Origin of the sequence: Staphylococcus sp. FSL W8-1207 (assembly GCF_038003745.1) — a bacterium.
Taxonomy (GTDB): Bacteria; Bacillota; Bacilli; order Staphylococcales; family Staphylococcaceae; genus Staphylococcus; species Staphylococcus equorum.
In genome coordinates, this window is the sequence record NZ_JBBOPU010000001.1 from 1,024,412 (window position 1) to 1,049,554 (window position 25,143).

At 32.8% G+C, this 25,143-nt stretch carries 24 protein-coding genes and 1 other RNA gene; 23 read left to right on the top strand and 2 right to left on the bottom strand.

Annotated elements, in window-relative coordinates:
• The first annotated feature begins 56 nt into the window (after positions 1 to 56).
• From ndk to NSR03_RS05265, 17 genes are all read left to right on the top strand, one after another.
• A complete protein-coding gene (gene ndk / locus NSR03_RS05185) occupies positions 57 to 506 on the top strand; it encodes a nucleoside-diphosphate kinase (RefSeq protein WP_002507569.1) in 450 nt (149 codons plus the stop codon).
• 396 nt (positions 507 to 902) lie between these two features.
• A complete protein-coding gene (aroC, locus tag NSR03_RS05190) occupies positions 903 to 2,069 on the top strand; it encodes a chorismate synthase (protein ID WP_021339212.1) in 1,167 nt (388 codons plus the stop codon).
• Positions 2,070 to 2,107: 38 nt separating this feature from the next.
• Positions 2,108 to 3,175, top strand: coding sequence for a 3-dehydroquinate synthase (aroB, locus tag NSR03_RS05195; RefSeq protein WP_002507571.1), 1,068 nt, complete (start codon positions 2,108 to 2,110; stop codon positions 3,173 to 3,175).
• A gap of 9 nt (positions 3,176 to 3,184) precedes the next feature.
• Positions 3,185 to 4,483, top strand: a complete 1,299-nt coding sequence (gene aroA, locus NSR03_RS05200; protein WP_021339211.1) for a 3-phosphoshikimate 1-carboxyvinyltransferase — start codon at positions 3,185 to 3,187, stop codon at positions 4,481 to 4,483.
• A gap of 4 nt (positions 4,484 to 4,487) precedes the next feature.
• Entirely contained in the window at positions 4,488 to 5,735 is a 1,248-nt protein-coding gene (locus NSR03_RS05205; RefSeq protein ID WP_021339210.1) for a tetratricopeptide repeat protein, read from the top strand.
• A gap of 18 nt (positions 5,736 to 5,753) precedes the next feature.
• Positions 5,754 to 6,314, top strand: coding sequence for a YpiB family protein (locus NSR03_RS05210; RefSeq protein WP_021339209.1), 561 nt, complete (start codon positions 5,754 to 5,756; stop codon positions 6,312 to 6,314).
• 4 nt (positions 6,315 to 6,318) lie between these two features.
• Positions 6,319 to 6,921, top strand: coding sequence for a DUF1405 domain-containing protein (locus NSR03_RS05215; protein ID WP_002507575.1), 603 nt, complete (start codon positions 6,319 to 6,321; stop codon positions 6,919 to 6,921).
• 37 nt (positions 6,922 to 6,958) lie between these two features.
• Complete coding sequence (locus NSR03_RS05220; RefSeq protein ID WP_002512429.1) at positions 6,959 to 7,654, top strand: zinc metallopeptidase; 696 nt, start codon at positions 6,959 to 6,961, stop codon at positions 7,652 to 7,654.
• Positions 7,655 to 8,026: 372 nt separating this feature from the next.
• Positions 8,027 to 8,344, top strand: coding sequence for a nucleotide pyrophosphohydrolase (locus NSR03_RS05225; protein WP_002512428.1), 318 nt, complete (start codon positions 8,027 to 8,029; stop codon positions 8,342 to 8,344).
• A 32-nt stretch (positions 8,345 to 8,376) separates the two neighbouring features.
• Positions 8,377 to 9,525, top strand: coding sequence for an N-acetyl-alpha-D-glucosaminyl L-malate synthase BshA (gene bshA / locus NSR03_RS05230; RefSeq protein ID WP_021339208.1), 1,149 nt, complete (start codon positions 8,377 to 8,379; stop codon positions 9,523 to 9,525).
• Positions 9,518 to 10,723, top strand: coding sequence for a CCA tRNA nucleotidyltransferase (locus NSR03_RS05235; RefSeq protein WP_021339207.1), 1,206 nt, complete (start codon positions 9,518 to 9,520; stop codon positions 10,721 to 10,723). Before bshA ends, NSR03_RS05235 begins: the two co-directional genes overlap by 8 nt.
• Positions 10,710 to 11,681, top strand: a complete 972-nt coding sequence (locus NSR03_RS05240) for a biotin--[acetyl-CoA-carboxylase] ligase (protein WP_069820850.1) — start codon at positions 10,710 to 10,712, stop codon at positions 11,679 to 11,681. The genes NSR03_RS05235 and NSR03_RS05240 overlap by 14 nt, the downstream gene beginning before the upstream one ends.
• 23 nt (positions 11,682 to 11,704) lie before the next feature.
• Positions 11,705 to 14,404, top strand: a complete 2,700-nt coding sequence (locus NSR03_RS05245; RefSeq protein ID WP_069820849.1) for a helicase C-terminal domain-containing protein — start codon at positions 11,705 to 11,707, stop codon at positions 14,402 to 14,404.
• Between the two features lie 96 nt (positions 14,405 to 14,500).
• Positions 14,501 to 15,793, top strand: coding sequence for an asparagine--tRNA ligase (asnS, locus tag NSR03_RS05250; protein ID WP_021339204.1), 1,293 nt, complete (start codon positions 14,501 to 14,503; stop codon positions 15,791 to 15,793).
• Positions 15,794 to 15,889: 96 nt separating this feature from the next.
• Complete coding sequence (locus NSR03_RS05255; protein ID WP_021339203.1) at positions 15,890 to 16,576, top strand: DnaD domain-containing protein; 687 nt, start codon at positions 15,890 to 15,892, stop codon at positions 16,574 to 16,576.
• Positions 16,566 to 17,225: an endonuclease III gene (gene nth, locus NSR03_RS05260; RefSeq protein WP_002507584.1), complete on the top strand. Its 660-nt coding sequence runs from the start codon at positions 16,566 to 16,568 to the stop codon at positions 17,223 to 17,225. The genes NSR03_RS05255 and nth overlap by 11 nt, the downstream gene beginning before the upstream one ends.
• 5 nt (positions 17,226 to 17,230) lie before the next feature.
• The gene (locus NSR03_RS05265) at positions 17,231 to 17,560 is read left to right on the top strand and encodes a YpoC family protein (protein WP_021339202.1); all 330 of its coding nucleotides are present in this window, start codon (positions 17,231 to 17,233) and stop codon (positions 17,558 to 17,560) included.
• Positions 17,561 to 17,725: 165 nt separating this feature from the next.
• On the opposite strand, the gene NSR03_RS05270 is transcribed toward NSR03_RS05265, so the two are convergent.
• Both NSR03_RS05270 and recU read right to left on the bottom strand, forming a co-directional pair.
• Positions 17,726 to 19,993 carry a transglycosylase domain-containing protein gene (locus tag NSR03_RS05270; RefSeq protein WP_069820848.1) on the bottom strand — a complete coding sequence of 756 codons (2,268 nt, stop codon included), beginning with the start codon at positions 19,991 to 19,993 and terminating at the stop codon, positions 17,726 to 17,728.
• Entirely contained in the window at positions 19,990 to 20,616 is a 627-nt protein-coding gene (gene recU, locus NSR03_RS05275) for a Holliday junction resolvase RecU (protein WP_002507587.1), read from the bottom strand. Before recU ends, NSR03_RS05270 begins: the two co-directional genes overlap by 4 nt.
• 249 nt (positions 20,617 to 20,865) lie before the next feature.
• On the opposite strand from recU, the gene NSR03_RS05280 reads away from it, so the two are divergent.
• From NSR03_RS05280 to rarD, 6 genes are all read left to right on the top strand, one after another.
• Complete coding sequence (locus NSR03_RS05280) at positions 20,866 to 21,204, top strand: DUF1798 family protein (protein WP_069820847.1); 339 nt, start codon at positions 20,866 to 20,868, stop codon at positions 21,202 to 21,204.
• Positions 21,201 to 21,767 carry a DUF1273 domain-containing protein gene (locus NSR03_RS05285; RefSeq protein WP_069820846.1) on the top strand — a complete coding sequence of 189 codons (567 nt, stop codon included), beginning with the start codon at positions 21,201 to 21,203 and terminating at the stop codon, positions 21,765 to 21,767. Before NSR03_RS05280 ends, NSR03_RS05285 begins: the two co-directional genes overlap by 4 nt.
• 11 nt (positions 21,768 to 21,778) lie before the next feature.
• Positions 21,779 to 22,138, top strand: coding sequence for a cell division regulator GpsB (gene gpsB / locus NSR03_RS05290; protein WP_002507590.1), 360 nt, complete (start codon positions 21,779 to 21,781; stop codon positions 22,136 to 22,138).
• A gap of 137 nt (positions 22,139 to 22,275) precedes the next feature.
• An RNA gene (gene rnpB, locus NSR03_RS05295) (RNase P RNA component class B) lies at positions 22,276 to 22,651 on the top strand.
• 171 nt (positions 22,652 to 22,822) lie between these two features.
• Positions 22,823 to 23,956 (top strand): THUMP domain-containing class I SAM-dependent RNA methyltransferase, encoded by a 1,134-nt coding sequence (locus tag NSR03_RS05300; RefSeq protein ID WP_002507591.1) that lies wholly within the window; start codon positions 22,823 to 22,825, stop codon positions 23,954 to 23,956.
• 38 nt (positions 23,957 to 23,994) lie between these two features.
• Entirely contained in the window at positions 23,995 to 24,900 is a 906-nt protein-coding gene (rarD, locus tag NSR03_RS05305; RefSeq protein ID WP_021339198.1) for an EamA family transporter RarD, read from the top strand.
• Positions 24,901 to 25,143 lie beyond the last annotated feature (243 nt).

The window sequence follows — 25,143 nt, forward strand, 5'->3', positions numbered from 1 at the left end:
TCATGTACATTATTACTGTACAATTGATACATAACAAACAGGGGGATTCACACATTATGGAAAGAACATTTCTAATGATCAAACCAGACGCGGTACAACGCAATTTGGTAGGAGAAATCATTTCTCGTATTGAACGTAAAGGACTAAAGCTTGTAGGCGGTAAATTTATGACTGTACCACAGTCACTTGCAGAAGAACATTATGCAGAACACACAGATAAACCGTTCTATAACAAATTGATTGACTTCATCACTTCTGCACCAGTTTTCGCTATGGTAGTTGAAGGTGAAGATGCAGTAAATATTTCGCGTCATATTATTGGTAAAACTAATCCATCTGAAGCTACACCAGGCACTATTAGAGGAGACTTAGGTTTAACTGTAGGTAGAAACATTATTCATGGTTCAGACTCGGTAGAATCAGCTAAAAAAGAAATTAACCTTTGGTTTAAAGCTGAAGAATTAAGTGATTATACTGGATCACGTGAAGCATGGTTATACGAATAACGTTAACTTCAATAAATCATAGGCTTTATGAAATGAATTATTATAATAAAAAAGCTAACTGAAAAATTCAGTTAGCTTTTTTATTTTATGTTTAACATTTATTTATACACTATACTTAGTATAGTGTATAAAATGTTGTAGATGGAGAGTAAGAAATCAAATTGAACCTTTGCTTTCTTTTCCTCCTATTAAATAGATAATATTGGAAAATGTTAATATTTCTATATAAAATCTAAAGTTATTACTATAAAAAATATTCAAATGTTACACTTAAAACATGGAAGTTTTCATAAGATTCAATATTTGTAAATTTTTCTGTTAATTTGAACAATTGAATGTGATAAGATATAGAGAATATTATAATTTAAAGTACTAAAGGAACGGAGTGGGAAAAGTATGAGATATTTAACTTCTGGTGAATCACATGGACCACAGTTAACTGTAATTATTGAAGGTGTACCAGCAAATCTAGAAATCAACGTAGCAGATATTAATGAAGAAATGTTTAAACGACAAGGTGGATACGGCAGAGGTCGTCGTATGCAAATTGAAAAGGATGCAGTTGAAATTGTTTCAGGAGTGCGTAATGGCTATACTTTAGGTAGTCCAATCACATTGATTGTTACAAATGATGACTTTACACATTGGAAGAAAATCATGGGTGCTGATCCAATAAGTGAAGAAGATCAAGACAATATGAAACGTGTAATTACTAAACCACGCCCTGGCCACGCTGATTTAATTGGTGGTATGAAATACAATCATAGAGATTTAAGAAACGTGTTAGAGCGTTCTTCAGCAAGAGAAACTGCTGCACGTGTTGCAGTAGGTGCAGTTTCTAAAATTTTATTAAAACAATTAGATATTAACTTTTATAGTAGAGTGGTTGAAATTGGTGGCATCAAAGATGATATCGAATATGACCTTGAAACGATTAAAGCTAATATTGATAAAAATGATGTTCGTGTTGTAAATGATGAGATAGCTCAAGAAATTCGTGATAAAATTGACTCAGCTAAAAAAGCAGGCGATACAATAGGCGGTGTAGTTCAAACAATTGTCGAAGGCTTACCAGTAGGTATTGGCAGTTATGTACATTACGATCGTAAACTTGATGGTAGAATTGCCCAAGGCGTTGTAAGTATTAATGCATTTAAAGGGGTAAGCTTTGGTGAAGGATTCAAAGCAGCTGAAAAACCAGGCAGTGAAATTCAAGATGAAATCTTGTATGATACTACAAATGGTTACTACAGAGGTTCAAATCATTTAGGTGGATTCGAAGGTGGTATGTCTAATGGTATGCCTATCGTGGTTAATGGTGTAATGAAACCAATCCCAACACTTTACAAACCACTAAACTCCGTTGATATTAATACAAAAGAATCATTTAAAGCTTCTATTGAGCGTTCTGACAGCTGTGCTGTACCCGCAGCAAGTGTTGTAGTTGAGAATGTTGTAGCATTTGAAATTGCAAAAGCATTACTTGAAGAATTTCAAAGTAATCATATAGAACAGTTAAAATCACAAATAGATGAGCGTCGTTTATTAAATATAGAATACTAAGTAGCAATTTAAAATTTATGAAGTAACTAGGTGAGCATATGAAATTAGAAACTACTTATACATCCAATAACTATCCAATTATTGTAGAACACCATGCATTAGATCAATTACATCAATATATAAATGATTATAAAGATGTTGTGTTGGTAGTTGATGAAACGGTAAATAATAATTGGAATGAAAAGATAGATTTTATCAGTTCTGAATATGGCGCACATAAACTTATCATTCCTTCTGGTGAAACGACAAAATCGTTAGCCTTTTATGAAGAAACGATTGAAGTATTACTCAGTAAACAATTAACACGTGATACTTGTTTAATCGCAGTTGGCGGTGGTGCTACTGGCGATTTTACAGGATTCCTTGCTGCAACCTTATTAAGAGGTGTAGATTTTATTCAAGTACCAACGACTATTCTTGCACATGATTCAAGTGTAGGAGGCAAGGTAGGTATTAATTCTAAACATGGTAAGAATTTAATAGGCGCCTTTTATAGACCTAATGCCGTTATTTATGATTTGAACTTTCTAACAACTTTACCCTATGGAGAAATTTTAAGTGGGTATGCAGAAGTTTATAAACATGCCTTATTGAGTGACATGGAAGCTGTACAAAATATTGAAACACAATACTCTGATCAGCCAGCACTCGCTTCGTTAAATGAAATTGAATATTATTTATTTAAAGGAATCCAAACGAAATTAAATATTATCGTCAAAGATGAAAAGGAATCCAATGTCCGTAAATTTTTAAATTTAGGTCACACATTTGGACATGCAGTTGAATACAACTTTAAAATTCCTCATGGCCATGCAGTGATGATAGGCATTATTTATCAATTTATTGTTGCTAATAAAGTCTTAAATAGAGATTTTGATATATCTCATTATTTTAATTATTTAGTCTCATTAAATTACCCATTAGATATCATTAATGAATTTGAGTTTGAAACCTTATATCAACTCATGTTAAAAGATAAGAAAAATGATCAACAAGGGATTCAAATGGTATTATTGGATGGCATTGGCAATCCTGTGGTAAAACACATAGATAAGCCAACACTTCTACATGCATTCACAGATTTCCTAACATATTTTAAAAAGTAGGTGGATTTTTTGACAAACAGTAAAACAATTGATATTAACGGACCATTGATTGGTGAAATAGAAGTACCAGGAGATAAATCTATGACACATAGAGCCATTATGTTAGGTTCTCTTGCATCTGGCACCTCTACAATATATAAACCACTTCTTGGTGAAGATTGCCTGAATACAGTGGAAATTTTCCAACAATTAGGTGTTGAAATTACTGTTGGCGAAGATAAAATAGAAATTAATTCTCCTGGTTATAAACACTTCAAAACGCCTCATCAAGTACTTTATACAGGTAATTCTGGTACAACGACACGTTTGGTGGCTGGTCTGTTAAGTGGTTTAGGCATTGAAACTGTTATTTCAGGTGATGAATCTATTGGTAAAAGACCGATGGACAGAATTATGAAACCTTTAAGCTTAATGAACGCTAATATAACAGGCGTCGATAATAATTACACACCGCTAATCATTAAACCTGCACAAATTAACGGCATGTCTTATCAAATGGAAGTTGCGAGTGCACAAGTGAAAAGTGCAATTTTATTCGCCAGTTTGTTTGCAGAAGAGCCGACAACTGTTAAAGAATTAGGTACAACACGCAATCATACAGAAACGATGTTCCAACATTTCCATATTCCTATTACTACTGATGGGAAAACGATAGAAATGCCAAAACGAGGAATCGAACATATTCAATCCGTAGATTTTCATGTGCCAGGTGATATTTCTTCAGCAGCATATTTTATAGTGGCGGGCTTGATAACAAAAGACAGTGATATTACAATTCACAATGTTGGCATAAACCCAACACGTTCAGGTATTATAGATATCGTGAAACAAATGGAAGGGAACATTACGCTATTCAATCAAACAGATGGTCCAGAACCAACTGCTTCAATCCGCATACAATATTCACCTGATATGAAACCACTCCAAATTGATGGAGATTTAGTGCCAAGAGCAATTGACGAAATTCCAATTGTAGCATTACTATGTTCACAAGCTGAAGGTACAAGTATTGTAAAAGATGCAGAAGAATTGAAAGTTAAAGAAACAAATCGTATTGATACGACTGCGAATATGCTAAATTTATTAGGATTTATGTTACAACCAACAAGCGATGGTATGATTATACATCCTTCAACTATGGAGCAAACAGCAACAGTCGATAGTTTTACTGATCATCGTATAGGTATGATGCTTGCTATTTCATCATTATTAACAGATGAATCGTTAACTATTAATCAATTTGATGCTGTAAATGTTTCTTTCCCAGGTTTCTTAACGAAGTTAAAACAATTAGAAAAAGAGGGATAAAAGTATGGAAGATATCTATAAACTCATAGACGATATCAACTTACAAAAATTAGATAACTTAGACACTCGTGTGAATGAAGCATTAAGTTCTCCAAAGGACGATGCACTTTTTATACTTGGTGAAACGTTATATAATTACGGTTTAATGCCTCAAGGGCTCGAAGTATTCCGTACGTTATACCATAAATATCCTGATGAAAGTGAACTACTTATCTACTTCATCGAAGGTTTAATGGCTGAGAATCAAACTGATGAAGCTTTAGAATATTTAAACCAAGTTGAATTATCAACTGAACGTTTAATGTTAGAAGCTGATTTATATCAACAATTAAATATGTTAGAAGTTGCGATAGATAAATTAGTCGACGCCATAGATATAGAACCAAATGATCCAATTATACACTATGCACTTGCTGAATTATTGTATTTTGACGGACAATACTTACGTGCAGTTTCTGAATACGAAACTGTGCTTGAAACAGGCGAATATCAAGTGAATGGCACAAATTTATTTTCTCGCTTAGCAGATTGTAGTTTGCAAAGTGGAAACTACAGTGATGCGATTAAAATGTTCGATGAAATCAATGAAGAAGAAATGGTTTCTGAAGATTACTTTAAAAAAGCGATTGCTTATGAAAAAAATGAGCTCTCTCAAGAAGCAATTAATTTAGTTCAAACACTATTATCTAAAGATCCTGACTTCTTACAAGGCTATTTTTATCTGCAACAACTTTATGAAAATGAACATAACCATGCAGAAGCCATTGAAATTGGTAAAGAAGGCTTGAGATTAAGTCAATTTTATAAAGAGTTGATGGTATCAACAGGCAGTATAGCAATTGAACATGGCGATGCTAATGAAGGTGTACAATTATTATTGCAAGCCTTAGAAGTTGATAATGCTTACCAAGAACCACTTTTAATCCTAAGTGATTTATATAGACAAGAAGAAGACTACGAGGCACTTATAGCATTATTGAAATATGTTGATGAAGAAGATTTAGATCCCGTGTTTATGTGGCATTTAGCATTTGCGTTAGGACAAGAGGAACGTGACAAAGAAGCACAACATTTCTTTGAATTAGCATATCCAACATTGCACACGCAATCTGCGTTTCTAAGTGATTATTATTTCTATCTAGTTGAAATCGGACAAATTGAACAAGCAAAAACAATGCTAAATCAATTACTGGAATTAGATCCAAGCAATGAAACATGGCATGATGAAGCAGAAAGATTATTATCTTTCTAGTCAAGGAAGGTGAGTAAGATGAGTAATACCCTACAACAAGTGAAAGCTAATTTCATTGAATATCTGCTTTTTCAATATCAGTTTAAATCTAGGATTAGTGTGTGGGTATTAAACTTAATTAAGTCTTCACCTGAGTTACTACAACAAATTCATTTTGTGGATGAACTCATTTCCGATCATCATATTTTGGAAATTGCTATGGAAGATACTGAGCAACAAGGAATCAGGTTTACACTTAAAAACCAGCAGTTGATTAATAGTGACGAAATCTTCAATTATATAGCAAATGATGCTGTGTCTTTTGATATCAAACTGCATTTTAGCAAAGCACAATCTCGAGAGACTCGTTTAGATGAATTATTATTAATGCAATTGTTACATTCACCATACTATGCTATGTATATGCAAGACATCTATAGTATCCCGCTATCAAAGCAAAGCGAGTCCTCTATTATCACGCATTTACAAGATAATATTGATTTAAGTTTACAATTGCATGATAAAGCACTGTTTTATCAATTAACTCAAATCCTTAATACTTTTGAGTTAAGAAATGTAAATAAAACAATGAAGGATTGACCTTATGAATATAAAATCTTTATGGCATTTACTCATTTATAATAAAGGTGTACTTTACTTTCTGCTTATTTGTAATTTATTAGGCACGATATATGGTTATATATGGTATGGTAATCAACTGAGTGTATCGAGTTGGCAGTTCATACCGTTTGTGCCAGACAGTCCAACCGCTTCATTATTTTTATGTATTGCATTAATCGGACTTATCGCAGGTAAGAACTTACCAATTATTGAAGCTTTAGCTTTTGTATCGCTGATAAAATATGGTGTATGGGCAGTTATTATGAACATCATTATGTTTATACAATACGACTCAGTTACAATTATTGGCTGTATGCTTATATTTTCTCACGGTATTATGGCTATAGAGGCATTTTTCTTTTACCCAAGATTTAAAATTACTATTCTTGCTTTTACTATTGCTGTGATATGGGTATTCCATAATGACATTATTGATTATGTATTTATGCAATATCCTTACTATGATTTCATTGCTAACCATGTTGAAGGTATTGCTTACCTCGCGTTTTGGTTAAGTGTCATACCTTTAGTGCTATATTTAAATTTAACTCGATTTAAAAAGGATAAAATATTTGACCATCATTAACGTTCACAGTAAAATGTTTATAAAGGAGTGAGGATTTTTGTCTTTTATCTATATGATTATATATTTTGTTATTCTAATGGTATTGCCTTTATGGGCGCAGCACAAAGTTAAGTCTAATTATGAAAAATATTCACAAGTAAGATCGACAAGTGGTAAGACAGGTCAAGAAGTTGCTATAGAAATACTTCATGCAAACGGCATTTATGATGTTGATGTCGTTGAAGGAAAAGGGTTCTTAACAGATCATTACGACCCTAGAAAAAAAGTTCTCGTGTTATCACCAGCTAACTTCAGTAGACCTTCAGTTGCTGGTACAGCAATTGCAGCCCACGAAGTTGGTCATGCGATACAACACGCAGAAGGTTATTTCTTCTTAAGATTCAGAACATCTTTAGTACCACTAGCTAACGTAGGTAGCTCAGTTGGTTACTTAGCAGTATTTGCAGGTATTATTTTAACTACTATGCAAAGTACTTTAGGTTCTACAGCATTATGGATTGGAATTGCATTCATGTCTCTTGCAGTATTATTCTCAATTGTTACACTACCAGTTGAATTTAACGCAAGTAGTAGAGCTATGAAACAAATAAAAAGCTTAGACATTGTTAATGAAAAAGAACACCGCCATGCTAAAAAAGTACTTACAGCAGCGGCAATGACTTATGTTGCTTCAACTGCAGTTGCATTAGCAGAGCTTGCAAGATTTATTCTTATTGCTAGATCAAGTGAATAATAATATAAATAAGGTTGAGACATATAATTATGTCTCAACCTTATTTTTTTAGTCATCTTTGCAGGAGTGAAACGACGAAATCTTATTAGAAAAATTAGATTTCTGTCTTGCTTCCATTTTTGTTTAAACTGACATTCTTATTATTTCGGATTTAAATCTCACCAAAAAACACATCTAAGCAAAAATATTAATTTACTCACTTTTAAAAAGAAGTGGTTACTACTTAATTACGTGTAATAATGAAATAAACAAATTAAAACGATTATAGTCAAATAGTAAATAATATAACGGTTAACTATTGCAGGAATAATGCATGAAGCCTAAAATTAGTCTATACTATATAAGAAACCGTTAGAATGTGAGGCGTATATGATGAAGACTATGAAAAATATGCAAACTGAAGTGGATGACTATATTGGTCAATTTAAAACAGGGTATTTCTCTCCCTTAGCTAATCTTGCGCGATTAACTGAAGAAGTTGGTGAACTGGCAAGAGAGATTAATCACTACCATGGTGAGAAAAAGAAAAAAGAGACAGAAGACGAAAATACAATTAAAGCAGAACTAGGTGATAATTTATTCGTTTTATTATGTATTGCCAATTCTTTAGATATTGATATGACAGAAAGCTTTGATGAAACAATGAAAAAATTTAATACACGTGATAAAGATCGTTTTGAACGAAAATAATTTAATTTGAAATAGAAAGGGTGTCCCACCTTATGAAAATAGGCATTACTTGTTACCCATCTATGGGTGGTTCTGGAATCATCGCCACTGAATTAGGCATAAAACTTGCTGAACGTGGGCATGACATCCATTTTATTACATCTAATATACCTTTTAGAATACGCAAGCCATTACCAAATATCACGTTTCACCAAGTTGAAGTCAATCAGTATGCTGTTTTTCAGTATGCTCCTTATGACATAACTTTAAGTACTAAAATTGCTGAGGTTATCAATGAGTATGATTTAGATTTGTTACATATGCACTATGCAGTCCCTCATGCAGTTTGTGGTATTTTAGCAAAACAAATGTCCAAAAAAGACATTAAAATTATGACTACATTGCATGGGACTGATATAACTGTACTAGGTTATGATCATTCTTTAAAAAACGCAATTAAATTTGGTATAGAAGAAAGCGATATTGTGACGAGTGTAAGCCAGTCACTCGCAAAACAAACTAATGATATCATTGAAACAAACAAAGAAATTATTCCAATATATAATTTTGTTCGGGAAAATGAATTTCCAACAAAACCCGATGTACAAACTGAAGAAGATGAACGATTAAAAGCTTGTTATGGAATAAAACCAGAAGAGAAAGTTTTAATTCATGTTTCAAACTTCAGAAGTGTAAAACGTATTGATACAATTATCGATACATTTGCAAAAGTACATAAATCTATGCCGTCAAAATTATTATTATTAGGCGATGGTCCAGAATTAATGGATATGAAACAAAAAGCACGTGATCTAAATATTGAAGATGAAGTTCTTTTTTTAGGAAAACAAAATTGGGTTAGTGAATTTTATCAAATTTCAGACTTAGTCTTACTACTAAGTGAAAAAGAAAGTTTTGGTCTAACACTACTTGAAGCAATGAAATCTGGAGTAGTGCCAATTGGATCTACGGCTGGTGGAATTAAAGAAGTCATTAAACATGAAGATACTGGTTTTTTAGTTGATGTAGGTGATAGTACAAGCGCAAGTGAGTATGCCTTAAAATTACTCACAGATGCAAAGCTTTATAAAACAATGCAAACACAAATGCTAGCAGATGTCTCAGAACGCTTTTCGTCTGACTTAATTGCAGATCAATATGAGTATTACTACAAAAAAATGTTAGAGGGTAACAATGACTAAAACATTATTCGAAGCGGCAAAGCCAATTTTAGAAACTTTACAAAAACATCAGTACCAAGCATTTTATGTTGGTGGGGCAGTTAGAGATTACTTAATGCAAAAATCAATTCATGATATCGATATTACGACTAGTGCCACACCAGATGAAATTGAAGCAGTATTTGATAAGACCATTCCTATTGGTAGGGAACATGGCACGATTAATGTCGTCTATAATGGCGATCAATATGAAGTGACAACTTTTCGTGCTGAAGGTGAGTATGATGATCATCGTAGACCTAATGAAGTCTTTTTTGTAAGAGACTTATACGAAGACGTAAAACGAAGAGATTTTACAATGAATGCCATTGCTATGGATGTGAATTATCAAATCCATGATTACTTTGATGGACTAAAAGATATAGAACAGCGATTAATCAAGACAGTTGGAGATCCAGCAGAACGATTTAACGAAGATGCATTACGTATTATTAGAGGTTTGCGCTTTCAATCACAACTTGGGTTTACGTTGGAGAAAGCTACATTTAATGGTATGCATGCCCATATAGCAGATATTGCGCATTTATCTATTGAACGTATCGTAATTGAACTTAAAAAATTAACATTAGGTCAATATGTGGCCCAAAGTTTCAATAATTTAAAGTACTTTAATGCATTTAATTATATACCATTTTTTAAACGTTTTGACTTATCAAAATTCATATTAGAAGAATCAATATCATTATCAATGTTAATTGCATTCTTAAAAGCACAACAACCCGATGTTGACACACAGCTGTCAGATTTGAAAATTAGCAACAATGAAAAGAAATATATCACTAGACTCGAACGCATGTTACAACAAATGCCAGAAATCCACAGCAAACAAAGTTTGAAGTTATTTGTTTATGATTTCGGAAAAGAAGATATACTACAAGTACTAAGTTATGAACGTATGCTCAATAGTAATAATATTATAAAAGTATCTCCATTGATTTTTAATGCTGCTTCCATCAATGAAATTAGCCAAAAGTTACCGATTTCATCAAGAAAAGAAATGGATATAAATGGTAAAGATATATTACAAGTATTAGATAAACCAAGTGGTGCATGGCTTAAACCCATATTACGTCAAGTTGAATGTGCCATACTATCAGGTGAGGTCAAAAACTTTAAACCAGAACTGCTAAAGTGGGTGAAAACACATGTCCAAGTATAGTAAAGGTGTTGTTCAAATGTTATATCAGCACCAACCTGATTACATATCGGGTCAATTTATAGCAGAACAACTAAGCATTTCACGTACAGCTGTAAAAAAAGTAATAGATCAACTTAAATTAGAAGGGTGTCAGATTGAATCAGTGAATCATAAAGGGCATCGCTTAATCCAATTACCTGATAAATGGTATAGTGGCATTGTATTACCAATGCTAAAAGCACAAAATGTATTTGATCATGTTGAAATATTGGAAAGTGTTAATTCAACTCAATTACTGGCTAAGCAAAAATTAGTAGGTAATACAAATACCTTTCTTATTTTAAGTGATGAACAAACACAAGGTAAAGGCCGATTCAATAGGCCTTGGTCCTCTTCCAAAGGAAAGGGCTTGTGGATGTCGATTGTTTTAAGACCTGATGTACCTTTTGAAATGATAACAAAATTTAATTTATTTATGGCTCTAGGCATAAGAGATGCGATACAACAGTTCAGTATCGATCCGGTTACCATTAAATGGCCAAATGATATTTATATAAATAAACAAAAAGTTTGTGGCTTTTTGACAGAAATGGTTGCGAATAGTGATAGTATTGAAGCGGTTATTTGCGGCATTGGTATTAATATGAACCATTTACAAGAAGATTTTAGTAATGAACTACAACAAAAAGCTACAAGTGTCCGCATTCATGCTGACGAAAAAATTAACCGCTACTATTTTTTACAATCGCTTGTAAGTCATATTGAATATCGATATAAACAATTTCTTGCAGAACCATTTTTAACTATTCGAGACGAATACATAGCAGCCTCGAATATTTGGAATAAAACATTAAGATTTACCGAGAATGGTAGACAATTCCACGGAGAAGCGCTTGATATTGATGAAGATGGTTTTTTACTTGTATTGGATGAAGAAAACAATCAACATCGTTTAATCAGTGCAGATATAGAATTTTAACCTCGTTGAAAGGAGGAATGAGAATGACAAAACCGTGTTATGCCGTTATGGATTTAGAAACAACAGGAAACCAATTAGACTATGATGAAATCATTCAAATAGGTATTACTTTTGTTCGTGAAAATAAAATAATCGGCACGTACCATTCAATGATTAAAACAGATTTAGAAATTCCTCCTTTTATACAAGCATTAACATCAATAGAAGAAGCAATGTTAAATCAAGCACCATATTTCCATGAAATAGCTGAAGATATTTATAAACAAATTGATGGTTGTATCTTCGTGGCACACAATGTTGCTTTTGATTTGAACTTTATAAAAAAATCTTTTAAAAATTGTGATATCAACTATCGTCCCAAAAAAGTAATGGATACGTTAGAATTATTTAAAGTCGCTTTTCCAACAGATAAAAGTTACCAGTTAAGTGAGTTAGCAGAAGCACATGGCATTGTTCTAAACAACGCACACCGTGCTGACGAAGATGCTGCTACAACAGCGCAACTTATGATACTCGCATTTGAGAAATTCGAAATGTTGCCTTTAGATACTTTGAAACAACTATATTATTTAAGTAAGAATTTAAAATATGATTTACATGATATTTTATTTGAGATGGTACGTAATCATAAAGATAAGTCACTAGAGGATGTTTATGACCAATTCGAACAAATTATTTATAAAAAACAAAAAGATTTCAAAGCACCAACAGTAGATTTTGATGGCACTTTGAAAGATTTATATACCTTGATTACTAAGGAACTTAATTTGACCTATCGACCACAACAATTATATCTTTCAGAGATTATTTTAGAACAGTTAATGAATAGTGAAAAAGCAATGATTGAAGCACCACTTGGAAGTGGCAAGTCATTTGCGTATTTACTCGCTTCTTTAATGTATAACATTGAAACTGGTAAACACGTAATGATTTCAACTAATACTAAATTATTACAAAACCAATTATTGGAAAAAGATATACCTGCGCTTAAGCAAGCTTTAAATTTCAAAATAAATGCTACTTTAATAAAAAGTAAACGTGATTATATTTCATTAGGTTTAATCAGCCAAATCTTGAAAGAAGAAGCCAATAATTATGAAGTCGGTATATTAAAAATGCAATTATTAATTTGGATTACCGAAACAGACACAGGTGATATTCAAGAGCTAGACTTAAAGGGCGGACAAAAAATGTATTTCGAACAAAAGCTAGAGACTTATGTACCTGTTCGAAATGATATACATTACTTCAACTTCATTAAACGAAATGCTCAAAATATTCAAATTGGTATTACAAATCATGCCCATTTAATACATGCTGCACATGATAATTCTATTTATCAATTATTTGATGATTGCATTATCGACGAAGCACATCGCTTGCCTGACTATGCTTTAAGCCAAGTAACCAATGAATTGAGTTATTCTGATATCAAATATCAACTCGGCTTAATTGGTAAGACAGAAAATGATAAGCTGCTTAAATCTATCGATCATTTAGAACAACAAAGAATACTTGAAAAATTAGATATACCGCCTATAGATGTTTTCGGGTTAAAAACAACAGTCAATGAGATACATGATTTAAATGAACAATTATTCACTACTATTTTTGAAATCATTCAAAGTTCTGAAGTGCATGACGATGAAGTTCACAAGCTCCATTTTGTCTATCATTTTGACGTTGCACCAATTTTGAACGATTTACATTCAATTATTCATAAACTTAATATGACTTTAGAATTCTTCAATGGTATGAGTCACAAAACAATCAAGTCTGTGCGCAAACAAATACTTTATATTAATGATCGTTTTAAAGAAATTGAGCACAGTTTAAAAAATAACCACACAAGTTATTTATCAATTAAAAATATAAATCAAAAATCAACAATTAGACTTAATGTCAAAGACTATGATGTTAAAGAAATATTAACGACACAAGTATTAGATAAATTTAAATCACTTACATTTATTTCAGGCACATTAACGTTTAACCATTCATTTGAAAATTTCAAACATTGGTTTAATAAAGATATCGTCTTTAACACGTATGAGATTGATTCGAAGGTAATGTCACCAAACCAAACTACCGTATTCATACCTAATGATGTGGCTTCATATAATTATAAAAGTATTGATGATTATGTGAGTTCTATCGTTAATTACGTGATTGAGTATATTAACATTGTAGAGTCTAAATGTTTAATACTATTTACAAGTTATAAAATGATGCATATGGTTCAAGAGTTATTAAATGAATTGCCGGAATTTGAAGACTATGTCGTTTTGACACAACAGCAAAATCAAAACTATAAGATTGTTCAACAATTTAATAGTTTTAATAAAGCAATCTTACTTGGCACAGGTACATTTTTTGAAGGCTTTGACTTTCAATCTAATGGCATAAAATGCGTCATGATTGCTAAGTTACCTTTTATGAATCAAAACAATACAAAATATTGGTTAATGGAATCTGAGTTTACTTCTACATTCAAAGATTATGTATTACCTGATGCTGTAACGCGTTTCAGACAAGGCCTCGGTAGATTGATACGTAGTGAAAATGATAAAGGCATTATCGTATCCTTTGATGATCGCTTAATTCGTAGTAATTACAAACAATTTTTTGAACAATCGTTAGAGAGTTACCGTCAAAATAAAGGTGATATCAAACAATTTTCAAGCATACTCAAGAAATTAAAAAAAGAGGACAAACGTAATTAATAAACTCAGCACCCACAACTAGAACTTATACATCTATTTTGTTAAAATATATAAGGATAAAGAAAAGAAGACTACAATATTATTAGGAGACTGGCTATGAAGACAACGATTAAAGAAGCTAAACAATATCTTAACCAAGAAGTTACTATTGGCGCTTGGTTAACTAATAAACGTTCAAGTGGGAAAATAGCATTCCTACAATTAAGAGATGGTACAGGCTTTATGCAAGGCGTCGTAGCAAAAGCAGAAGTAACTGAGGAAACATTTAAATTAGCTAAAGAATTAACACAAGAATCATCTATTTATATTACTGGCGTTATTTCTGAAGATAATCGCTCAGATATTGGTTACGAAATGCAAGTGAAATCAATAGAAGTAATCTCAGAAGCTCATGATTACCCAATTACACCTAAAAGTCATGGTACAGAATTTTTAATGGACCATCGTCATTTGTGGTTACGTTCTAAAAAACAACATGCTGTAATGAAAATTAGAAACGAGATTATTCGTGCAACTTATGCATTCTTTAATGACAATGGTTTCACAAAAATTGATCCACCTATTTTAACAGCAAGTGCACCTGAAGGCACAAGTGAGCTATTCCATACAAAATACTTTGATGAAGACGCGTTCTTATCACAAAGTGGACAGCTTTATATGGAAGCTGCTGCAATGGCTCACGGTAGAGTGTTCTCATTTGGTCCAACATTCCGTGCTGAAAAATCTAAAACACGTCGTCATTTAATTGAATTCTGGATGATTGAACCTGAAATGGCTTTTTGTGAACATGCACAAAGTTTAGAAGTTCAAGAACAATATGTGACATATGTGATTCAATCTGTATTGACAAATTGTAAACTTGAACTTAATGTATTAGAACGTGATACATCTAAACTTGAAAAAGTAACTACACCATTCCCACGTATTACATACGATGATGCTGTAGTATTCTTAAAAGAACAAGGTTTTGACGATATAGAATGGGGCGAAGATTTCGGTTCTCCTCATGAAACGGCTATCGCTAATCATTATGATTTACCAGTGTTTATCACTAACTATCCAACAAAAATCAAACCTTTTTATATGCAACCGAATCCAGAAAATGAAGATACTGTACTATGTGCAGATTTAATTGCACCTGAAGGTTATGGTGAAATTATAGGTGGGTCTGAACGTATAAATGACCTTGACTTACTAGAGCAACGTATTAATGAATATGGCTTAGACGCTGAAAGTTATAGCTATTATTTAGATTTACGTCGTTATGGCAGCGTACCTCATAGTGGTTTTGGTTTAGGCTTAGAAAGAACTGTGGCTTGGTTATCCGGTGTGGATCACGTTCGTGAAACAGCACCATTCCCACGCTTACTTAATCGATTATATCCATAATATTTTAAATAAGATAATAAGATTCACAAACAGCGTCCAGTCCACAAATAATGGCTGGACGTTTTTATAACAATATCAAAGATGGGAGGGGTTAATTTGGATAGAGAACAATTAAAAACAAGACCTATTGTAATTCGAAAAGAACTACTTGATCATTACAATGAATTAGGCTTAAATGAAACAGAGTTAGTGATTTTAATCAAATTATTACATGCCTCTGAAACATCTAATAAACAACCTTCAATTGAAACTTTACAGCAAGGATCTGCATTAGATTCAAGAGAAATCACTTCAATCATTCAAACTTTAATTCAGCATGATTTACTAGAACTTAATGTTAATAAGGACGAAGAAGGTAAGTTCACTGAATATATGAACCTTGACCAATTCTATGATAGGTTAAGTGAAATTATGCAACAAATGAATGTAAAACAAGTCGAACATGAATCTGAGCTAGAGTTCAATACATTATTTCAAAAAATAGAACAAGCGTTTGGCAGACCTTTATCTCCATATGAGATAGAAACATTAAATCAATGGTTAGATATAGATAAACATGATTTAAGTGTCATTCAAGCTGCTTTAAACGAAGCAGAGAGCCAAAATAAAATGAGTTTTAAATATATCGATCGTATTTTACTAAATTGGAAAAAGAATAATGTAAAAACGATTGAAGATTCGAAAAAAATTAGCCGCCAATTTAACCAACCTAAAATGAAACATACAGTTAGTAAGGTCCCTAAATTTGATTGGCTGAATGGGGAGAATCCAAATGGTAAGTAATAAAAAAGCACTTGAAATGGTTGATGTCATAGCTGAAATGTTTCCAAATGCTGAATGTGAACTTGTCCATGACAATGCATTTGAACTTACAATTGCTGTACTCTTATCTGCACAAACAACTGATATTTCTGTAAATAAACTTACGAAACCTTTATTTGAAAAATATAAAACACCAGAAGATTATTTAAGTGTGGATATTTCAGAACTAGAAAATGATATACGTACTATTGGTTTATATAGAAATAAAGCCAAAAATATTCAAAAATTAAGTCAATCGCTTTTAGATAAATTTGATGGTAAGATTCCTCAAACACACGCTGAGTTAGAAAGCTTAGCAGGTGTGGGTAGAAAAACGGCCAACGTTGTTATGAGCGTAGCTTTTGGAGAACCTTCATTAGCTGTAGATACACATGTAGAACGTATTTCAAAACGTTTAGGTATATGTCGATGGAAAGATAATGTACGTCAAGTAGAGGATAAATTGTGTACAGTAGTTCCTAGAGAAAGATGGAACAAAACACATCATCAACTCATATTTTTCGGTCGCTATCATTGCTTAGCACGTAAACCGAAATGCGATGTTTGCCCATTATTCGAAGATTGTAGAGAAGGTCAAAAGCGCTATAAGGCAAGTTTGAAAGAGGCATGAACAAAATGATTACAAAAGAAGATTTTACAAAGTTAGAACTGGAATTGGATTCATACGCGAAAGTAAAAAAACTAAAATCACCAGAAGCAAAACGATTGTTAGATCAATACTTTAATCTGATTCAACTTTACTTTCAACAAATTAATGGTATTGAAATTATTGATTTTAAATACTTAGATGAATATGCTGTCGTTCCAATGAATTTCGAAGAAAGATATCATTATATGATAGCACGTAAATATCATTTTATGGGTTACAGCCAAATGAAAACATTAAAATCAGAACTTATTAAAATGAACGCATCTTATCAAATTCGTCTAAAAAACAAACATTAAAACAATAAAAACAGTGTAAGCTCTCAAAATTAGAACAATTACGCTGTTTTTTATTCATTATTATATTTATTTGATGAATTAATATGTATAAATGTACTTTAACTAAAAACAAAGACCCGATTTCCAATTAATATGGAAACCGGGTCTTTTAAAATTGAAGTCTTGTTATTGTGTACTATTTGAAGTAGCAGTGCCACTTCTATTTGCATTTGTAGTATTTGTACCGTTTGCATTACTAGTGTTTGTACCACTTGTATTATTGGTATTTGTGCTACCAGTATTGTTATTACTTGAACTATTACTGTCTGAATCATTATCTGAGTCACTATCTGAGTCACTGTCTGAATCGCTGTTATTGCCTTGACCTTTAGGATCATTATCAGTTGTATTGTCATCAGACTCACCTTTAACTGATAAATTATCTTTACTGTCTCCGCTAACAGAGTCTGGTTTCGTAAAGTCTTCACCATCACGTGGTGAAATAGTAGACATTACATCTTCTAATAGGAATTGAGGATATTCTTGTTCATCACTTCCTACAAAGGAGTTAGTTCCACCTTGTTTAACTTCATTGAATCCCATCCATACAGACATACTGTATTTAGGTGTGAAACCATTAACCCAAACATCTTTAGCAGCATCATCAGGTAAATTATATTGTTGGTAAGTTTGTTGTCCATACGTACCTGTACCTGTTTTAGCGCCTATGTTTACTCCAGAGATGTCGTGTCCATATGCAGAACCATAAGCTTCAAATGTACCTTTTAGCACTTCAGCTAGCATATAAGCAGTAGAATCTTTCATAGCTTTTTTGCTTGTATGGTCATATTCAATGACTTCACCATCTTGTTTTTCAACTTTTTCAATTGAATGCGCATTGTTGTACTCGCCACCATTTGCAATTGATGCAAATGCTGATGCTAATTGTGTAGGTGAGAACTCAGATGCAGAACCACCTAGTACTTCAGAAGGTCCAATATCTCCTTCATATTCTAATCCTACTTTTTCAGCGAATTCCTTCGGTGCATCATTTCCAGCATTTTCTTTCGTTGATTGCCAAGCTTTTAAGGCAGGGATGTTGAAACTTTGACGTAATGCATCATAAAGTTTAACCGTTCCGTGACTTTCCATGTCATAGTTTCTGAATGTAACACCATCAACTTGGTATTCCTCTTCATCTTTCATAGCATGGTCAGTTGCCCAAGACATGTTTTCAATTGCTGGGCCATAAGATAAGAATGGTTTTAATGACGATCCGGTAGGGTGTGCGTCTGTTGCTAAGTTTCTATCAACGACGTCTTTATAATCTCTACCACCAGATATTGCAACAAGTTCGCCAGTTTCACTATCTACAATAGATGAACCAACTTGTTGATCCTCATTTTTATAGTAGCTACCATTATTAATACGGTCTTGCAATGTTTCTTGAACGTCTTTGTCCATATTTGTATGGATCTTAATACCACTATTTAATACAGATCCTAAATCTTCATCTTTAAACTCTTTATTATTCATAAGTTCTGATTTTACAAAGTTAATATATGAATCATATTCTTTTTTAGAATCATCTTTACTTACTTGTCGCTCTTCATTAGTTCGTTGAACAAGTGTATCTTGTATTTTAGTATCTTGTGCTTTTTCTTTCTCTTCTTTGGAAATCCTATCATGATATTCCATGAGATAAAGCACAGTGTTTTTACGTGATTCCGCTTCTTCAGGATTATCATAAACATTATACGTATTTGGTACTTGTGGTAAACCGGCAAGATATGCTTCTTCAGTTAAAGTCAAATCTTTCAATTCTTTATCAAAGTAATACTTAGCTGCCGCTTTCACACCATAAACACCATCAGAATAATAAATCTTGTTCAAGTACATTTCGAATATTTCATCTTTACTGTACTCTTGTTCTAATCTGTATGATAAGTACGCTTCTTGTGCCTTACGTGCAATAGATTTTTTATCTGTCAAGAATGATCGTTTAACAACTTGTTGTGTTAAAGTCGATGCACCTTGCGAACCAAATCCACCAGTAATATTTTTGGCAACAGCGCCGAACAGACGTTTATAGTCTAGTGCACCATGACTGTAGAAGCGATTATCTTCTGTAGCTAATACAGCATCCTTCATTCCTTTAGGCACTTCATCTAATTCAACATGTTCACGTCGTTGTCCGTTATCAATTGTTTTCACCAATTCTCCATCTTTATCATAAATCTTAGCTGGGATTGGATCTTGTAATTTTGACTCAGTAAACGCTGGAGCTTTCCAAGCATAATAAGCAAATAACAAGATACCTATTAACGCTAAGACAATGAACGCAATGATAAGAAAGCCAATTATCTTGATTATCGTTCGTTTAATATTCCTATTCTTTTTTTGATCGGACTTGCCTTTCTTGTTAGATTGGGAAGTCCTTTTTTTCTCCGTCATACGCGGTCCTCACTTTCATCTAATATCAACTTATCAACAGCTTTGAGGTAATTCAATCGTGGTTGATACTGATAAGGAATATAGTAACCATTTTTTCTTACTTCTTCAACCGTTACCGACTTTTTAATGTTATTCGTATGTCTTTCCCAAAAATATTTAAACTTAGAATAGGGAAGGAGATATACTTCATCAAGCGTTTTAAATCGAATTAATAAAAATACTATCCCATTTTGTTTGAAACAAGACGCCATATGTGAAACTTGGTGTTCATGCATATTACTCAATGGGAAAGAAGTCTTATTTTTCGTTTCTTTCGCTTCAAAGTCAAGGTAATGTCCATTATAAATACCATTATAATCAGTTGTAGACGGCGTTCGGAAATAAGCCTCATTAATTACAGCCTTACTTCTCATAGGATAATGAACATTTACGATTTGAACAGGCGTTGGTTTTTTATGTATAACCGCCATTCCATGGTTCAAATAGTATGTGTTCGACAGTTCGATATCATTTTCAAGCGTCATACCTCTGCCACCATAGTCTATTTTACCCGTTTGACCCTTATGAGTTCGTCCGACTTGAGACTTATTTCTATTAAATGGTTTCCCATTAGGGTAATTCATTGTTTTTCACCACTTTAGTTTGGAAATCAAAAACTTTTTCCATTATACCCGACTTTGGCAAATTTTTCCAAACCTTGAAATATGAATCAATGTATTTACAAATACATCAAGTACATTTTAACGTGCTTTGCATAATTAAACAATATTTGGAACTAATTAAGGCGCTATTATAACATAAATGTAAGACGACGCTTTAGAAATGACTCACATTATCTTTTATGGTAAATTTATTGTGTAGGAGGAAACTTCATGCAACAGTTAATTACGCAATTATTAGATGATGTACAGCTTATGCAAGATAAATATGAATCCGTAAAAGCATCTGGCGAAGATTATGATTTTTATTCTGTTGTCGTCCCATTCACGAACAATATTGATGAATTACTCACATCCCTTATTCAATATGAAACTCAAATACTTCGCTTGCAATATATGAACAAACAAAAATTTGATTTATTAGTTTCTAATATCGAAGAATTATCTGTGGAGTGCCATTTTAAACGCTCAAGCCGAAAGTTGTTCACAGAAAAAATTAAGGCTGTTCAATATGATTTAAGCTATATTCAAAGAAGTCAGTTGTATCTATGATAAAAACAGTTTATGTCACAGGTTATAAATCTTATGAACTTAATATTTTCAAAGATGATGCTCCAGAAGTTTCCTATTTAAAAAAATTTATAGCACATAAATTAAATCAATTGATTGAAGAAGGCTTAGAATGGGTATTAATACAAGGACAGATGGGTATAGAGTTATGGACAGCAGAAGTAGTACTTGATTTGAAGGCAACTTATCCAGAACTTAAATTAGGTATTATTACGCCATTTCATGGTCACAGCGATAGATGGAACGAACAAAATCAAGCTAAATACCAAAATATCACGCAAAAGGCTGATTTTGTAGATAGTGTGTTTCATTCACCATACGAAGGACCTCATCAATTTAAACAGACAGATCAGTTCATGTTAGATCATACAGATCAAACATTATTAATATATGATGAGGAGCAAGAAGCAAGTCCAAAATTCTTCAAGCAAATGTTAGTTGATTTTATGGAAAAAACAAATTATACTTGTGACATTGTGACGTTCGATGAATTAACTGAGTTCATCAATGATTTACAGTGGTCTCAAGAACAAAGTTTCGAATGAGGTGGGAAAAAATGGCAGATATTTCATTGAAATTATCAGCAAAGGATATTTATGAAAAAGATTTTGAAAAAACTATGACACGTGGTTATAGAAGGGAAGAAGTCGATGCCTTCTTAGACGACATCATAGCGGATTATCAAAAAATGTCAGACTTAGATAGTGAAGTTGTTAAGCTTTCCGAAGAAAACAACAAACTAAAAAAAGAACTTGAAGAACTTAGATTACGTGTAGCGACGTCAAGACCACAAGAAAATAAGAATTTCTCTTCCAATAGTAATGCTGCAACTAAGAGTAATAACAACAATAACAATAATAATGTTGATATTCTAAAAAGAATTTCTAACTTAGAAAAAGCGGTATTTGGAAAATAACACGCTAATGAATAATTATAGTGTGTGCAAATCGTAGATATAGCTTCATCTACATAAAACCAAGTTTTGATTTCATTCAAAACTTGGTTTATTTTATTTGTTTAGCCGTCTAAAGCATGGTATACTTTCAAAGATGGTGTTTTGGGTGATCGCTATAGCAATATAGAGGAAAGTCCATGCTCACACAATCTGAGATGATTGTAGTGTTCGTGCTTGATGAAAAAATAAGTCAAGGCATTAAATTGACGGCAATGAAATAACCTAAGTCTTATAGATACGGTTAAAATAGTTTGAAAGTGCCACAGTGACGTAGCTTTTATAGAAATATAAAAGGTGGAACGCGGTAAACCCCTCGAGTGAGCAATCCAAATTAGGTAGGAGCACTTATTTAACGGAATTCAACGTATAAATAGGACATGCTTTTAAAAGCATGTAGACAGATGGTTACCACCAGCGTACGAGTGTATCTAGTACACGATTGCAGTACAACGGTACAAAACATGGCTTACAGAAATATCATCACTAGACCCAAGCTCTCCCACATAGGAGAGCTTTTTTAATTTCTAAAGTTATAGAAGGTATTCATTAAACTGAGTTGCATTAGAACTTAGTACAATGTCATATCTATTTAAAAAATTTTTTGATAAAATATAAGTAAATCTTTATTTAAGAAGGAGCAAACTAATGTATCAATTATTAGCCGTATGTCCTATGGGCTTAGAAGCAGTTGTGGCGAAAGAAGTTCAAGAATTAGGTTATGAAACAACTGTCGAAAATGGCAGAATATTTTTTGAAGGTGACGAATCTGCAATTGTTAAGTGTAATTTATGGTTACGTACAGCTGACAGAATTAAAATTGTAGTAGGTCAATTTAAAGCCACTACATTTGATGAGTTATTTGAAAAAACAAAGGCCTTACCATGGGAGACAATCGTTGAACAAGATGGTAATTTCCCAGTACAAGGCCGTAGTGTGAAATCAACGTTGTTTAGTGTGCCTGATTGCCAAGCAATTGTAAAAAAAGCAATTGTTGAACGTTTAAGACGTGCGTACCAAGAACGTGGTTGGTTAAATGAAACAGGTGCAAAATACCCAGTAGAAGTTTCAATATTAAAAGATAATGCACTCCTTACAATAGACACTTCTGGTTCAGGGTTGAATAAACGTGGTTACCGTTTAGCTCAAGGTGAAGCACCAATTAAAGAAACACTAGCAGCAAGCTTAATTCGTTTAGCGAATTGGACAGGTGACACACCGTTAATAGATCCATTCTGTGGTTCTGGCACAATAGCGATAGAAGCTTGCTTAATCGCGCAAAACATTGCTCCTGGATTTAATCGTGATTTTGTTTCTGAGAAATGGGACATGATGCCTGACAATTTATATGATGAAATGAGAGACGAAGCAGACCAACAAGCTAATTACGATAGAAAACTTGAAATTTATGCTTCGGATATCGATCCAGAAATGATAGATATTGCACGCAGAAACGCTGAAGAAGTGGGATTAGCTGATATTATTCAATTTAGCGTGAAAGATGTTAATACACTTACAATAGATACAGATGAGCCAATCGCACTTATAGGCAACCCGCCATATGGTGAACGTATTGGGGACCGTGATGAAGTAGAAGTTATGTATCGCTATATAGGTGAACTAATGCAACAACATCCTCATCTATCAACTTATATTTTGACAAGTAGTACAGAATTTGAACATTTAGTTAACCAGAAGGCAACTAAGCGTAGAAAGTTATTTAATGGATATATTGAATGTACGTATTATCAGTATTGGGGTAAGAGAAAACCTCAAAATTAAAAATTTAATAGAGTGAAAAGTAGAAAGAGGTGCATCTTTTGAACACTGAATTTAAAAAGGGAATCGTATTTGCTTTTGGTGCATATATTTTATGGGGTGTTCTACCCATATATTGGGATTTAATTAGAGAATTAGGCGCATTTGAAATTTTAGCATATAGAATTGTGCTTTCGATGATATTTATGCTATTTGTTGTAGTGTTCACTAAAAATACTGAACCCTTTAAACGAGATGTTCATCAACTCTTTACAAACCCAATTCAACTCATTGCTATTATTGCAGCAGGTTATGTAATTACAATTAACTGGGGCACATTCATATGGGCTGTAGCAAATGGTCACGTACTGCAAACTAGCTTAGGATATTATATTAATCCACTCGTAAGTATTATACTTGCACTCATATTCTTGAAAGAACGTTTTAATAAATTAGAGTGGATCGCAATTGCATTAGCAGTTATAGGTGTGCTCTATATGACATTAAAAATGGGTGTATTCCCAGGTATTTCGCTATTATTAGCAAGTTCGTTTGGTTTATACGGGTTAATTAAAAAACTAGTACCGATAGATGCCATTAGCAGTATCACTATAGAATGTATTGCTACTGCTCCAGCAGGCTTTATATATCTATGGTATATATGGCAACAAGGAAGTTCTTCTCTAGGAGTCAATAGTTCATCATTTTGGCTATTATTTTCAGGGGCGATTACAGCGATTCCGCTAATATTGTTTTCAGCAGGTGCCCGTAGAATCCCATTGTCATTAACCGGCTTCATTCAATACATCGCTCCAACATTGATGTTTGTATTAGGGATATTCTTATTTAAAGAACCATTTAATATTGACCAGTTAGTAACGTTCATATTTATATGGATTGGTATTATTGTCTATAGCATTTCTCAATACTTTAAAATTAAGAAAGATAAAAACCCTGTAATTCGTTAACAATTTAAGCTTATCATTACATTTAGATCTCTAGATGTTAAGAGACTGGGACATATCACGTGTCTCAGTCTCGTTTTTTATTTTGTCAGTGGCTGACTGAATTGAAAATGCGCTTATATCAAACTATTAAAGAAATACTACTTTATTTATTGTAATCAAGTAGTTCTTATTCAAGCTTTCCAACGATTGTATTACATTTTACAGTCACCTGTGTCGGGATCACACATACGACGAAATTTTATT